Origin of the sequence: Kosakonia radicincitans DSM 16656 (assembly GCF_000280495.2) — a bacterium.
Classification (GTDB): Bacteria; Pseudomonadota; Gammaproteobacteria; order Enterobacterales; family Enterobacteriaceae; genus Kosakonia; species Kosakonia radicincitans.
Genome location: NZ_CP018016.1, coordinates 4,869,678 through 4,883,605 on the forward strand (window position 1 = coordinate 4,869,678; position 13,928 = coordinate 4,883,605).

Consider the following 13,928-nt stretch of genomic DNA (forward strand, 5'->3'; position numbering starts at 1 on the left):
AATTTGTCATGATCGCAGCCAGCATTCAGTCAAAACAACACTTCAAGTCCAGTTCACTCATTCTGCAAAAAACCAGGTCTGATATGGATACTAAAAAACTCTTCAAGCACATACCCTGGGTGATTCTCGGGATTATCGGTGCTTTCTGTCTCTCTGTTGTCGCCTTACGCCGGGGTGAGCACGTTAGTGCTCTGTGGATCGTTGTTGCATCCGTCTCCGTCTATCTGGTGGCTTACCGCTACTACAGCCTTTACATCGCGCAAAAGGTGATGAAACTCGATCCGACCCGCGCAACACCGGCGGTGATCAATAACGACGGCCTTAACTATGTGCCAACCAACCGCTACGTGCTGTTTGGTCACCACTTTGCCGCCATCGCTGGTGCAGGCCCGCTGGTCGGCCCGGTACTGGCCGCGCAAATGGGTTACCTGCCCGGCACATTATGGCTGCTGGCAGGCGTAGTGCTGGCCGGTGCGGTACAGGATTTCATGGTGCTGTTTATCTCCTCCCGTCGTAACGGCGCCTCTCTCGGTGAGATGGTGAAAGAGGAGATGGGCCGCGTACCCGGCACCATCGCGCTGTTCGGTTGCTTCCTGATTATGATCATCATCCTCGCGGTGCTGGCGCTGATCGTGGTGAAAGCACTGGCGGAAAGCCCGTGGGGCGTGTTCACCGTTTGCTCCACCGTACCGATTGCCCTGTTTATGGGGATCTACATGCGCTTCCTGCGCCCTGGCCGCGTGGGTGAAGTGTCGGTGATCGGTATTGTGCTGCTGGTGGCTTCCATCTGGTTTGGCGGTGTGATCGCCCACGACCCATACTGGGGACCGGCGCTGACCTTCAAAGACACCACCATCACCTTCGCGCTGGTTGGTTATGCCTTTGTTTCCGCGCTGCTGCCGGTCTGGCTGATCCTCGCGCCGCGTGACTATCTGGCAACCTTCCTGAAAATCGGCGTGATCGTCGGTCTGGCGCTGGGCATCGTGATCCTCAACCCGGAACTGAAAATGCCTGCGGTGACGCAGTACATTGACGGCACCGGCCCGCTGTGGAAAGGTGCACTGTTCCCGTTCCTGTTTATCACTATCGCCTGTGGCGCCGTATCTGGCTTCCATGCGCTGATCGCTTCGGGTACGACACCGAAACTGCTGGCCAACGAAACCGACGCGCGCTTTATCGGTTATGGCGCAATGCTGATGGAATCCTTCGTTGCGGTAATGGCGCTGGTTGCAGCATCGATTATCGAACCGGGCCTCTACTTTGCGATGAACACCCCGCCAGCCGGTCTGGGCATCACCATGCCAAACCTGCATGAGCTGGGCGGTGAAAACGCGCCGATGATTCTGGCGCAGTTGAAAGATGTAACCGCGCACGCGGCGGCGACCGTCAGCTCCTGGGGCTTTGTAATTTCACCTGAGCAGATCCTGCAAACTGCAAAAGATATCGGCGAACCGTCGGTACTGAACCGCGCAGGTGGCGCGCCAACGCTGGCGGTCGGTATCGCTCACGTGTTCCACAAAATCATCCCGATGGCAGACATGGGCTTCTGGTACCACTTCGGTATTCTGTTTGAAGCGCTGTTTATCCTTACCGCGCTGGACGCGGGCACACGTGCCGGTCGCTTTATGTTGCAGGATCTGCTGGGCAACTTCGTACCGTTCCTGAAGAAAACCGATTCGCTGGTAGCAGGCGTTATCGGTACGGCGGGCTGCGTGGGTCTGTGGGGTTACCTGCTGTATCAGGGCGTGGTCGATCCGCTGGGCGGCGTGAAGAGCCTGTGGCCGCTGTTCGGCATCTCTAACCAGATGCTGGCCGCAGTGGCGCTGATGCTGGGCACGGTGGTGCTGGTGAAAATGCAGCGCACCAAATACATCTGGGTGACCGTGGTTCCGGCCATGTGGCTGCTGCTGTGCACCACCTGGGCGTTGGGTCTGAAACTGTTCAGCACCAACCCGCAACTGGAAGGCTTCCTGTATATGGCTAACCAGTACAAAGAGAAGATTGCCGCGGGCGGCAGTGACCTGACTGCGCAACAGATTGCCAACATGAACCATATCGTGGTGAACAACTACACCAACGCCGGTTTGAGTATTCTGTTCCTGGTGGTGGTTTACAGCATCATCTTCTACGGCATCAAAACCTGGCTGAACGTACGTAACAATAAAGTGCGTACCGACAAAGAAACACCGTATGTTCCGGTGCCGGAAGGCGGCGTGAAAACCTCTTCACATCATTAAACCTGATGCCGGATGGCTACGCCTATCCGGCCTAACAAAACTTCATGATGTAGAACCCCGCAGAGCGGGGTTCTACATGAGTTCAGCAGTCATCGCAGGCCGGATAGGACGAACGCCGCCATCCAGCATAATCAATATCCGGGAAGAATAATGTTTGGTAACTTAGGCGAAGCAAAAAAGTACCTCGGTCAGGCGGCAAAGATGCTGATTGGTATTCCGGACTATGACAACTATGTTGACCATATGAAGACCAACCATCCCGACAAACCGTACATGACTTACGAAGAGTTCTTCCGCGAACGCCAGCAGGCGCGTTACGGCGGCGACGGCAAGGGCGGTGTCCGCTGTTGCTAAAGGAGATGTTATGACCCCAATTGCAGTCACACTGTTGACCGGTTTCCTCGGCGCAGGCAAAACCACCCTCTTACGCCATATCCTCAATGAACAGCACGGCTACAAAATCGCCGTCATCGAAAACGAATTCGGTGAAGTCTCCGTTGACGATCAATTAATTGGCGATCGCGCCACGCAAATCAAAACCCTGACTAACGGCTGTATCTGCTGTAGCCGCTCCAGTGAGCTGGAAGATGCGCTGTTGGATCTGCTCGACAGCCTCGATCGCGGCGATATCGCCTTTGACCGTCTGGTGATCGAGTGCACTGGCATGGCGGATCCTGGCCCAATCATTCAGACTTTTTTCGCCCATGAAACCCTCTGCCAGCGCTATCTGCTCGACGGGGTGATCGCGCTGGTCGATGCTGTCCACGCCGATGAACAAATGAACCAGTTTACGCTGGCGCAATCGCAGATTGGCTATGCCGACCGCATCCTGCTGAGCAAAACCGATGTTGCCGGCGAGAGCGAAAAACTGCGCGAACGCCTGCGCCGCATCAACGCTCGCGCGCCGATTTACACCGTTACTCACGGAGATATCGAGCTGGCGAACCTGTTTAATACCAACGGATTTATGCTGGAAGAGAACGTGGTCGCCGCGAAGCCGCGCTTCCACTTTATGGCCGACAAGCAGAACGACATTAGCTCGATTGTGGTAGAACTCGATTACCCGGTGGACATCAGCGAGGTGTCGCGAGTAATGGAGAGCCTGCTGCTGAGTTTTGCCGAAAAGTTATTGCGTTACAAAGGGATGCTGTGGATAGACGGCGAGCCAAACCGTCTGCTTTTCCAGGGCGTGCAGCGCCTCTACAGCGCCGACTGGGATCGCCCGTGGGGCGATGAAACCCCGCACAGCACGCTGGTGTTTATTGGTGTGCAACTGCCGGAAGACGAAATCCGCGAAGCCTTTGCAGGGTTAAAAAAATAGCCACTGCCTTATCCGGCCAGGGGTTTGCAGAGCAGAACGCAGGCCGGATAAGCGCAGCGCCATCCGGCAACTATCCGTTACTTCTTGTTCTGCAAATCGCGCATCATTGCCTCACGCAAAATGGCATTGAGCCGCGTCTGATACCCTTTCCCCGGTCGTTTTAACCACTCCATCACATCAGCATCAATACGCACTGATGCCTGCGTTTTTAACGGACGAAAAAACTTACCGCGCACAGCGCCAGCCCATAACACGTCATCTGTGGACGGAATATCGCTGTAATCAATCTCTCCGTCCGATTTATTTGCCAGCGCTTTTAATTCAGCTTCACACTGCTTGTTGAGCGCTGGCAACTCACCCGATTTATGTTTAACCATGCTCATAACGATCCCTTTCTTTATTCGCCATTCTCGAACCGGTCCTGGATGGACAAATGGTAAGGATCCTCGAAAACCGATACGGCTTCTTCAAAGCGAATGCCATGCTTGCGTTGATTACTTCTTGCTTTAGTGACGTCCCATTCAAACTCCATGACATGCTTTTCTCATCCTTGAGCGTATATACAGAAAAGTATATACATTTTTGTATTTTGATCTGCTGTTTTTTTCATCACGGAATGTAAAGATTCCCCCTCCTCGCTGGAGGGGGAAAGGGAAAATTACTGCCGCACCACCACCAGTTTCTGGTTCACAAACTCTTTAATACCTAAATCAGAGAGTTCGCGTCCAAAGCCAGAGCGCTTCACGCCGCCGAACGGCAATTCTGCGGCGGTATCGGTCAGCCAGTTGATCCACACCATTCCGGTTTCAATGCGCGAAGCCATCTGTTTCGCGCGCTTGATATTGCGGCTGAAGATTGCCCCGCCGAGGCCATAGTGCGAATCATTAGCCAGTCGAACAGCTTCATCATCGTTATTCACCACATAAATTTGCGCCACCGGGCCAAAGAACTCTTCAAAGTAAGCCGGGTTATCGCGCGTAATATGGGTCAAAATGGTTGGTTCAAAGAAGTTGCCTTCGCTTTTGGCAGGTTTACCACCGAAATGCAGTTTCGCCCCTTTTTGTACCGCCTCGCTCACCTGCTGGCTTAGCGTATCCAGCGCCTCTTTCGACGAAAGCGGGCCAAGCGTGGTGCTTTCATCCAGTGGATCGCCCAGCTTCACCTGGCCGAAAGCGTCCGTGAATTTGCGCAGAAATTGATCGGCAATATCCTGATGAATAATAAAGCGTTTGGCTGCCGTACAAACCTGGCCCGCATTCGCCAGGCGTGCCTGCACGCCGGTTTCCACCGCCTTATCCAGATCGGCGTCATCCAGCACAATAAACACGTCATTCCCGCCCAGTTCCAGCGTCGATTTTTTGATGTGCTTCGCCGCCTGCGCCGCTACCGCGCTACCGGCTTTTTCCGAACCAGTCAGCGCCGCGCCCTGCACGCGCGGATCGGCAATAATGGCCGATACCTGATCGGAAGAGATAAACAGATTGGTCCACGCCCCTTCCGGTGCGCCCGCTTCCCGCACCAGATGGGCAAAAGCTTCGGCGCACTGCGGCACGATGCTGGCATGTTTACAGAGAACCGGGTTACCGGCGGCGAAGTTTGGCGCCAGTACGCGCATCAACTGGTAATAGGGGAAGTTCCACGGCTCCACGGCCATGATCACGCCAATCGGATGGTGCTCAACCCACGCTTCGCCGAGTTCAGACGGGTATTTCACCGGTGCCAGGAAGGTTTTCGCGTTATCGGCATAGTAGCGGGCGATCTGCGCACAGAGCTGTACTTCGCTGCGGCTTTGCGCAATCAGTTTCCCCATCTCACGGCTGGCGATTTTTGCCAGCGCTTCCTGCTGGTTATCAATCAGATCGGCCAGTTTGTGCAACACCGTAAGCCGCTGATCAATATCCCCCTTCGACCACGAAGAGTGATACAGCGCATCCGCTTTTGTCAGTGCCACTTCAATTTCGGCATCATTGTGGTTCGCGTACTCTTTAATGAGCTGATTGTTAAAAGGATTCACAGTTTTATAAGCCATATTACATGTCTCCTGGTATCGTCATTCATTAAGTTTTAAACGCTGGCACAAGTCTTAAGACTAGTTGATACATGATGTCTTGTAAGAATAAACAGGATAAAGATAAGTAAAGATAATGATTAACCGGCAGGTTATAGCGTTGATTTTGGCAGACGTACGTTGCGCTATGCTTATGCGATGAACATCACAGGAGGCAGCATGCAGCAGACCGTTCGCGGGATCGATCATATTGGTATTACCGTGCAGGATATCGAAGAGGCCACGCAATTTCTCACCCAGGCGCTGGGCGCCGAACTGATTTATCAGTCCGTTTCGCCGGAAGATAAAGATCTTGATAACGATGCGCAGCAGAAGACGTTAGGCCTGGTGCCGGGTACGGTGGTGAAAGCGGTGAGGATGTTGAAACTCGCGCATGGCCCCGGCATTGAGCTGTTTGAAATGCAGGGACCATCACAGCGGGAAGCGCAGCGGGCAAATGATTTTGGCCTGCAGCACTTTGCGGTTTACAGCGACGATATTGAACGCGCGTTACAGCGTTTTCGCGCGGCGGGCGGCGAAGTGTTTACCGCGCCGCAGCCGCTGAGTTTTGCCACCGAAAAAGGCGAGGGTAATGTGTTTTGCTACGGCCGTACGCCGTGGGGCAGCATCGTCGAGTTTATCTCCCGGCCCTCGCCGATGCCCTATGAGCGCGAAACGCCACTGCGCCGCTGGAAGCCCTGACTCAGCCCAGCACATCCTGCACACAGGCTTTAAACACTTTCACGCCGAGCGCTAATGCTTCGCGGTCAAAGTGCATTTCCGGGTGATGCAGCCCCGGCGTCAGGTTGGCGCCCAGCCCCCAGAAACCGCCTTTCACCTGCGGGCGCAGACGCAGGTAGTGGAAGAAGTCTTCACTGCCTGGCGTTGATTTCGGTTCGGTCAACCCGGCATCGCCAAACACGCTACGAATTGCGCGGGAAACCACTTCCGTTGCCTCATCATGAATAATGGCGGCAGGCATCTCTTTCAGGATGCGGATCTCCGCGCGTGCGCCATACGCCGCGGCGCTGCTCTCAATGGCGCGCAGCACCTGTTGCTTGAGTGTATCCATGGATTCGTTCTGCGCCGCACGCAAATCCCAGCACACCTGCGCTTTATCGGGAATCGAGTTTGTTACTCCGGCATCGCAGAGAAAACGCGTGGCTTTCGCGCTCCAGGTCAGCGACGGCGCAAGGTGAATGCCATTCACAGCCTGTACCGCGTGCGCCGCGGCATCCAGCGCGTTCACCCCTAAATGCGGGCGCGCGGCGTGCGCCGCTTTACCGTGGAACATCACTTCAACAGTGGCAGATGCCGAGTAGTACATCGCCGGAACAGCCTGCCCCATCGGGCACTCTTCCAGCGGGCGCAGGTGGAAGCCGAGCAGCATATCGACATCTTCCAGCACGCCAGCCTCGGTGAGGGCGATCGCTCCGGTGCCCAGTTCTTCGGCCGGCTGGAAGATAAACTTCAGCTTGCCCTTTTTCACCACCCCTTCCGCCATCACTTCCTGGGCGGTGGTCAGTACCACGGAAGAGTGACCATCGTGGCCGCAGGTGTGGCGCGCGACATGCTCGCCATTGATGATATGTCCCAGCGCATCCATATCGGCGCGCAACGCCAGCACCGGACCAGGTTTACCGCTGTCCAGCACGGCCACGATGCCGGTGGTGTTATTCACCTGGCGCGTGACCTGGTAGCCCGCCGCCTCCAGTACGCCTGCGATGTAGGCAGAGGTTTTGTACTCTTCGAATCCCAGCTCCGGGATCTGATGCAGGTAATTAAAGTGTTCTAATGTGCGTGACACGTCTTACTCCTTGGTATTCTTTACTCAGGCAATAGCGCGCATGATCAGCATAGAAATAATCGCGTTAAGAATGCTGACGGCCATCAGTAACGGCCAGTACTTCTTCGGGACATCGGCCACACCCAGCAGGCGGCCCATATACTGTAGCTGTGAACCCATTAAAAAGATGGCCGGGGCGAGAATGGTGATCTGCCCGACATCAAGCTGACCTTTACTCAGCAGGCTGATAGCAACGCCGGTTCCAGCGGAAGAGGAGAGCCAGGCGGTGAGCAGCACGGTCACGGCTTCGCCCGGCAGGCCGAACACGCCCATCAGCGGTGCGAAGAGATGACCAATAATCTGCATCACGCCCAGTAAGTTGAGCATTTCAGCAATCACATAGGCCATTACGACATTCGGCATCAGGTTATTAATGGCGATATTAAAACCTTTACGTGCGCCGATAACGAAAATATCAAACGGGTTGCCGGAGACTTTGGCGGTATTATTCATGGTCGAAATCTCTCTTATAGACAGTATTTAATGTCAGGCGAACCACGGCGGCGCCAACGAATTTCAGGACAAACATTAAGACCAGCGGAATAATGATCGGAATGGTTAATGAGGCAAACATCGCCGATCCAATCGAGAAGTAATTATTAATTAATCCGGCACCGGAATATTGCCACGCGCCCATAATTACCACGTCCTTACGGGCAATTTTTCCGCTGTCATACAGCTCTTTGGTGAGCGCCGCACCGGCATCGGTACTTTGCAGGTCAGTGATCAACGCCAACCCGGTGTAGCCCGGAATACCCAGCAGCGGTTTCAGCAGCGGCGTCAGTAACTTGTGCGCCGCGCGAATAGCACCATAGTGGGTAAAAATCTCCAGCAGCCCCAGCGCCAGCATAACCGTTGGCACCAGCGACAGCGCAAACAAGAAACCCGCTTTGGCGCTGATGCCGCCGCTGCCGATAAAGGTGCTGGTTTCCGGCGACTTCATGGTGCCAAAACTACCGCCCAGCGTGGTGAAGTCGAAGGCGCCCAGCCACGCCATACCGTCCACTTTAAAAAAGAAACCGGAAAAAACCAGCAGCACAATGATCAAGGAGATCCAGGCACCCGGCCCCACTTTCCACTCGTTTGCTTCTTCGTTTGCCGGTTGCTCCAGCGTTTTAGATTCGCTCATAACATCTCTCTTTAAATATAAATTAGATGACCATGTTGTATGAATAAGCAGGATCCGTGCCTGAATAACAAAATGCTAAAATAAATAACTGGCATTGCATTTTTTAACGCAATAAAAAACCTTCCCGAAAAAATACCGGGAATAAAAAGCAAAGTTAGCGAAAATTTATTTAATTAAGCCCTGACACTGCCCTAATAAAATAACCTCTCACCGTTTTCGGGCACCGTTTTGGTGCAATTCTATCGGCGTTGTTTTTCATTTCCTCCCGGCAGAATAAATTAAGCATTAATTTGATTATCTCTATTAAACCGGCATGATAAATGCCTGCAAATGAATGTTATTGTTGCTTTCAGGTCAACAGTCGAGCGAGGAAACGGCGCATGTTTCAGGACAAACCGGTCGGTTATCTGTATGAAGTGGGCATCCAGGGTGGCATTCGCCGCGCGGCGGATATCCTCGGCGTTAACCCGTCGGTTATCAGCCGTCAGATAGCCCAACTGGAACGCGCGCTCCAGCTACCGTTGTTGGAGCGGCGTGGACGAAACGTGGTGCTGACGGAAGCCGGTCGCCTGCTGGCCGAGGACTATTTCGCCAGCCGCCAGCGGCGGGAGAAGCTGGAAAGCCAGCTAAAAGATCTGCGCCATATGCGCGGCGGCACGATTTCGGTCCGCATTGGCGGCGGGCTGATCACCGCCTTTATCGAAGGCGTGATGCGTGAATTCGCCAAATCTTATCCGCAGGTGTTTGTCGATATCGTGGTGGGCAGCATGCAGGAGATGCTCAACGATATTGTCAGCGGCGAAGCCGATATGGCGCTGGCATTCGGCCCGATCGGTACGCCAGAGCTCAAACGCCACAGCTTCCAGTGGGGGCCGATTTGCGCGGTCGTGTCGCCGCAGCATCCAATCGCCGGGCGCAGCAGTATCACCATTGAAGAGCTGGCGGAGTACCCGCTGATCGCGCTGACGGAAAACTTTGGCCTGCAACGCCATATGAATGCGATGTTTAAAAGCCAGGGGTTGCAGTTTCACCCGGCGTACCGCTGCAACCAGTTTTCCACCGCCATGGGCATGAGCCAGGCCGGGCTGGGTATTTCGTTTATGACCGCTTATGCCGCCGCCGATCCTATTCGCCAGGGCTCGCTGGTTGCCGTGCCGCTCGATCATCCGATTGCCAGCAGCGCGCAGTGCCATCTGCTGCGTAGCTCCGACCGCCGCTTTACCCCGGCAGCCCACCATATGTGGCAGCTACTGCGCAATGCGTTTAGCGACAAATAACAACCTGTGATATACCTGAAATCACATCACTCACCAGGGCAGCTATGTCGATCATCCGCGATATTCAACAAACGTTCCGCCGTCTGCCCGGCGTCGAGTTGCGCAGCACCTGGCGCAGCCAGCAGGCTTATAAACGCCACAGCCATCCGCAACTGTCGATTGGCGCGATACTCGATGGACAAACCCGCTGCGTCTGCCATCAGCAAGAATACCTGCTACAGGCGGGCGATCTGATGGTTATTCCGGCCTTAACGCCGCACAGCTGTAATCCGCTTGCCGGGCAACCACGCAGCTACCATATGCTGTATCTGACGCAGGAAGCTCGCCCTCAGCCCGCATTGCAGGTGATCCGCAACCCATGGCTTTTCCACCAGTATCTGCAAATTGTGGCGCTTATTGAGCATGAGAAAGCGCGGGAGTTACCGGCGGCCATCGCTCATCTGCTGAATGCGCTGCCCGCCAACAGCAATCATCCTTCCGCGCTGCGTACACTGAGCCAGCAATTGCAGGCCGCGTTAACCGATAACCTGCAATCGCCGCCGACGCTGGATGCGCTGGCGTACGGTTTTTCGCTGCGCAAAGAGACGCTGATCCGCGTTTTTAAGCAGGACACCGGCCTGACGCCCGGCAGCTTTCTGAATATCGCCCGCGTGGAGTTTGCCAAAAGCCGCCTGCGCGCCGGGGAAACGCTGGCCGACGTCAGTTACCAGAGCGGTTTTGCCGATCAGAGCCACTTTCACCGCACCTTTGTGAACTACACCGCCGCCACGCCGCGCCAGTACGCCCGATCAATATCCGACAATAAATAGCGCTCCCTCTGCGCTACGGTGGCCTCTGTTTTTTCCTGTTGAGGTCACTATGGAATCGCTGTTTCCCTCTGCTTTTCCCGCACTGGCGCTGGCGCATTTTGTCGCGCTGCTTAGCCCAGGTCCAGATTTCTTCCTGCTGATCGGCTTTGCCATTCGTTACCGCCTGCGCGGCAGCGCCGGGTTATGCGTCGGCATCGCCACCGGCAATGCACTCTATATTGTGCTGGTGATTATGGGTGCCAGAGCCCTGCGTCAATTCGCGCCGCTGTTCACCGCCATCGAACTGCTCGGTGCGCTCTATTTGCTGTGGATTGGCACCCATTTGCTGCGTAGCCGCCCGCAAACGCTGGCCATCACACACACGCAGCAGCAGCGCCCGTCGTTGCGAAAACAGTGCCTGCTCGGGCTCGGTTCCGCTTTGCTGAACCCGAAAAATGCGCTGTTTTATCTTGCGCTGATGACCGCACTGCTGGGGCCGGAGGTGACGCTGCTTCAGCAATCGGCAAGCGGCATCTGGATGGTGCTGGTGGTGCTGTTGTGGGATCTGGCGCTGGTCACGCTGATTGGCCTGCCCGCCGTGCAACAACGCCTGAGCCGCAGCATCTGCTGGATAGAACGCAGCGCTGGCGCAGTACTGATTGTGTTTGGGGTGTGGATCCTTGCTGGATTACTGCGGGATCTGCTTGCGATTTAACCTTTTGCATGAATCTGTCGTTGGGTTATATGCTTAAGTCATGGAAAAATTAGCCGAACTTAAGCGCGCCAAGCGTCTGGCGCTCTCGCTGTTGCTGGTTGCAGCCGCAACGTTTATCACTACGCTGTTCCTGCCGCCAGGGTTCTGGGTGAGCGGGATCAAAGCCATTGCTGAAGCGGCAATGGTAGGCGCGCTGGCGGACTGGTTTGCCGTGGTGGCGCTGTTTCATCGCGTACCGTTGCCGTTCATTTCCCGCCATACGGCGATCATCCCGCGCAATAAAGATCGAATCGGCGACAACCTTGGCCAGTTCGTGCAGGAGAAGTTTCTCGATACGCAGTCGCTGGTGGCACTGATCCAGCGCCACCAACCAGCGCAGATGATCGGCGTCTGGTTTAGCCAGCCGGAAAACGCGCAGCGCGTCGGCCAGCATCTGTTGCAGGTCATGAGCGGTTTTCTGGAAATGGCCGATGACTCCCGCATTCAGCGCCTGCTGCGCCGCGCGGTGCATAAAGCTATCGATAAAGTCGATCTGACCGAAACCAGCGCCATCATGCTGGAGAGCCTGACGCGCAACAATCGCCACCAGAAGCTGCTCGATACCTTAATCGCCCAGCTTATCGCCCTCCTGCAGCGGCAGAGCACCCGCACCTTTATTGCCCGCCAGGTTGTGCACTGGCTGGAGACCGATCACCCGATGAAAGCAAAGCTGCTGCCAACGGAATGGCTCGGCGAGCAGAGCGCGGATCTGGTCTCCGAGGCGGTGAATTCTCTGCTGGATGATATTAACGAAGACCGCGCGCATCAGATCCGCCAGGCTTTTGATCGCGCAACCATCAAGCTGATCGCCAATCTGAAAACCGATCCGGAAATCGCCGAGCGCGCAGACAACATCAAAGAATATCTGAAGAATGACGAAGCCTTTAATCGCTATGTCGGCGAGATGTGGGCGGATCTGCGCGGCTGGATGAAAGCGGATATGCAGTCCACTGATTCGCGCATGAAAAAGCGCATCAGCGATGCCGGGCTGTGGTTCGGCGAAACACTGCTGGCAGACGGCGCGCTGCGCGCCTCGCTGAATGAGCATCTGGAGCAGGCGGCATATCGCGTCGCGCCTGATTTTGCCGCTTTTTTAACGCGCCATATCAGCGACACGGTAAAAAGCTGGGACGCGCGGGACATGTCGCGCCAGGTGGAACTGAACATTGGCAAGGATCTGCAATTTATCCGCATCAACGGCACGCTGGTCGGCGGCTGCATTGGCCTGATCCTTTATCTGCTGTCACAGTTGCCCACGCTGCTGCACTTTTCTCCTTTTTGAGCCGTCGCGATCAACAAAACCACATATTTATCGCGGCTATAATGCGGCATCTTTTTATCATCTCCCGTGTCACGGGGAAGGAAAATCATGTCGCTTATCACCGCACTCCCGGATGTTTTCGAGCAATTCTCCGCCGCCCGCCAGAAAGGCTTTCTCACCGTGATGGATCTGAAAGAACAGGGCATTCCGCTGGTCGGCACCTACTGCACGTTTATGCCGCAAGAGATCGCCATGGCAGCCGGAGCGGTGGTGGTTTCGCTCTGTTCCACCAACGATGAAACCATCGAAGAAGCCGAAAAAGATCTGCCGCGCAACCTCTGCCCGTTAATCAAAAGCAGCTATGGCTTCGGTAAAACCGACAAATGTCCCTACTTCTACTTTTCCGATCTGGTAGTCGGCGAAACCACCTGCGACGGCAAGAAAAAAATGTACGAGTACATGGCCGAATTTAAAGCCGTACACGTGATGCAGCTGCCGAACAGCGCTGCGGATGCGGCCTCCCGCGCGCTATGGAAAGCGGAAATTTTGCGGTTACAGCAGGTTATCGAACAACGTTTTGGTCAGCCAATTAGCGAGGCCGCGCTGCGCGAGGCCATCGCGCTGAAAAACCGCGAACGCCAGGCGCTGGCGAACTTCTATCGCGTCGGGCAGCTTAATCCTCCTGCGCTTAGCGGCGTCGATATTTTGAAAGTGGTCTACGGCGCGACCTTCCGCTTCGATAAAGAGGCACTGATTAGCGAACTGAACGCGATGGCTGAACAGGTCAGAGCGGACTGGCTGGCCGGAAAACGCCTCGATGCCCGCCCGCGCATTTTGATCACCGGCTGCCCGATTGGCGGCGCGGCGGAAAAAGTGGTGCGCGCCATTGAAGAGAACGGCGGCTGGGTGGTTGGTTACGAAAACTGCACCGGAGCGAAAGCGACCGAACGCTGCGTTGACGAGAGCGGCGATGTCTATGATGCATTGACCGACAAATACCTGGCGATTGGCTGCTCATGCATCTCCCCCAACGACGAACGGCTGAAGCTACTCAGCCAGATGGTGGACGAGTACCAGGCCGATGGCGTGATCGATGTGATTTTGCAGGCCTGCCACACTTATGCGGTCGAATCGCTGGCGATCAAACGTCACGTACGCCAGCAGCACAACATTCCTTATATGGCGATTGAGACGGATTACTCGACATCCGACATCGGGCAGCTCAGCACCCGCGTCGCCGCGTTTATTGAGATGCTGTAAGGAGCTGT

Annotated in this window: 14 protein-coding genes and 1 pseudogene; 9 read left to right on the forward strand and 6 right to left on the reverse strand. The window is 55.3% G+C overall.

The window, feature by feature from the left end; genetic code table 11:
- The first annotated feature begins 83 nt into the window (after window positions 1–83).
- From btsT to yjiA, 3 genes are all read left to right on the forward strand, one after another.
- Window positions 84–2,237, forward strand: coding sequence for a pyruvate/proton symporter BtsT (btsT, locus tag Y71_RS23385; protein WP_007373012.1), 2,154 nt, complete (start codon window positions 84–86; stop codon window positions 2,235–2,237).
- 150 nt (window positions 2,238–2,387) lie between these two features.
- Complete coding sequence (locus Y71_RS23390; RefSeq protein ID WP_007373011.1) at window positions 2,388–2,591, forward strand: YbdD/YjiX family protein; 204 nt, start codon at window positions 2,388–2,390, stop codon at window positions 2,589–2,591.
- 10 nt (window positions 2,592–2,601) lie between these two features.
- The gene (gene yjiA / locus Y71_RS23395) at window positions 2,602–3,558 is read left to right on the forward strand and encodes a GTPase (protein ID WP_007373010.1); all 957 of its coding nucleotides are present in this window, start codon (window positions 2,602–2,604) and stop codon (window positions 3,556–3,558) included.
- Window positions 3,559–3,635: 77 nt separating this feature from the next.
- Here yjiA and Y71_RS23400 read toward each other — a convergent pair whose 3' ends face one another.
- The 3 genes and pseudogenes from Y71_RS23400 to Y71_RS23410 all read right to left on the reverse strand — a co-directional run bounded on the left by Y71_RS23400 (window position 3,636) and on the right by Y71_RS23410 (window position 5,587).
- Window positions 3,636–3,941 carry a BrnA antitoxin family protein gene (locus tag Y71_RS23400; protein ID WP_007373009.1) on the reverse strand — a complete coding sequence of 102 codons (306 nt, stop codon included), beginning with the start codon at window positions 3,939–3,941 and terminating at the stop codon, window positions 3,636–3,638.
- Between the two features lie 17 nt (window positions 3,942–3,958).
- Window positions 3,959–4,090, reverse strand: a pseudogene (locus tag Y71_RS23405) (BrnT family toxin); the annotation flags it as partial.
- A 126-nt stretch (window positions 4,091–4,216) separates the two neighbouring features.
- On the reverse strand, window positions 4,217–5,587 hold the full coding sequence (locus tag Y71_RS23410) for an NAD-dependent succinate-semialdehyde dehydrogenase (protein WP_007373007.1): 1,371 nt from the start codon (window positions 5,585–5,587) through the stop codon (window positions 4,217–4,219).
- 198 nt (window positions 5,588–5,785) lie between these two features.
- Between Y71_RS23410 and Y71_RS23415 the strand changes: the two genes are divergently transcribed.
- Window positions 5,786–6,307, forward strand: a complete 522-nt coding sequence (locus Y71_RS23415; RefSeq protein WP_007373006.1) for a VOC family protein — start codon at window positions 5,786–5,788, stop codon at window positions 6,305–6,307.
- Window position 6,308: 1 nt separating this feature from the next.
- Here the strand turns inward: Y71_RS23415 and Y71_RS23420 are convergent, their stop codons facing one another.
- The 3 genes from Y71_RS23420 to Y71_RS23430 are packed head-to-tail and all read right to left on the reverse strand — an operon-like array spanning window position 6,309 to window position 8,580.
- Window positions 6,309–7,412 carry a M20 peptidase aminoacylase family protein gene (locus tag Y71_RS23420; protein WP_007373005.1) on the reverse strand — a complete coding sequence of 368 codons (1,104 nt, stop codon included), beginning with the start codon at window positions 7,410–7,412 and terminating at the stop codon, window positions 6,309–6,311.
- A 24-nt stretch (window positions 7,413–7,436) separates the two neighbouring features.
- Window positions 7,437–7,904 carry a YjiG family protein gene (locus Y71_RS23425; protein WP_007373004.1) on the reverse strand — a complete coding sequence of 156 codons (468 nt, stop codon included), beginning with the start codon at window positions 7,902–7,904 and terminating at the stop codon, window positions 7,437–7,439.
- Window positions 7,897–8,580, reverse strand: coding sequence for a nucleoside recognition domain-containing protein (locus Y71_RS23430; RefSeq protein WP_007373003.1), 684 nt, complete (start codon window positions 8,578–8,580; stop codon window positions 7,897–7,899). The genes Y71_RS23425 and Y71_RS23430 overlap by 8 nt, the downstream gene beginning before the upstream one ends.
- Window positions 8,581–8,960: 380 nt before the next feature.
- Between Y71_RS23430 and Y71_RS23435 the strand changes: the two genes are divergently transcribed.
- From Y71_RS23435 to Y71_RS23455, 5 genes are all read left to right on the forward strand, one after another.
- Window positions 8,961–9,857, forward strand: coding sequence for a LysR family transcriptional regulator (locus Y71_RS23435; protein WP_007373002.1), 897 nt, complete (start codon window positions 8,961–8,963; stop codon window positions 9,855–9,857).
- 44 nt (window positions 9,858–9,901) lie between these two features.
- Window positions 9,902–10,666, forward strand: a complete 765-nt coding sequence (locus tag Y71_RS23440; RefSeq protein ID WP_007373001.1) for an AraC family transcriptional regulator — start codon at window positions 9,902–9,904, stop codon at window positions 10,664–10,666.
- Between the two features lie 49 nt (window positions 10,667–10,715).
- Window positions 10,716–11,360 carry a LysE family translocator gene (locus Y71_RS23445; RefSeq protein WP_007373000.1) on the forward strand — a complete coding sequence of 215 codons (645 nt, stop codon included), beginning with the start codon at window positions 10,716–10,718 and terminating at the stop codon, window positions 11,358–11,360.
- Window positions 11,361–11,400: 40 nt separating this feature from the next.
- Window positions 11,401–12,681: a DUF445 domain-containing protein gene (locus Y71_RS23450; RefSeq protein ID WP_007372999.1), complete on the forward strand. Its 1,281-nt coding sequence runs from the start codon at window positions 11,401–11,403 to the stop codon at window positions 12,679–12,681.
- 87 nt (window positions 12,682–12,768) lie between these two features.
- Window positions 12,769–13,920: a double-cubane-cluster-containing anaerobic reductase gene (locus Y71_RS23455; protein ID WP_007372998.1), complete on the forward strand. Its 1,152-nt coding sequence runs from the start codon at window positions 12,769–12,771 to the stop codon at window positions 13,918–13,920.
- The last annotated feature ends 8 nt before the right edge of the window (window positions 13,921–13,928 follow it).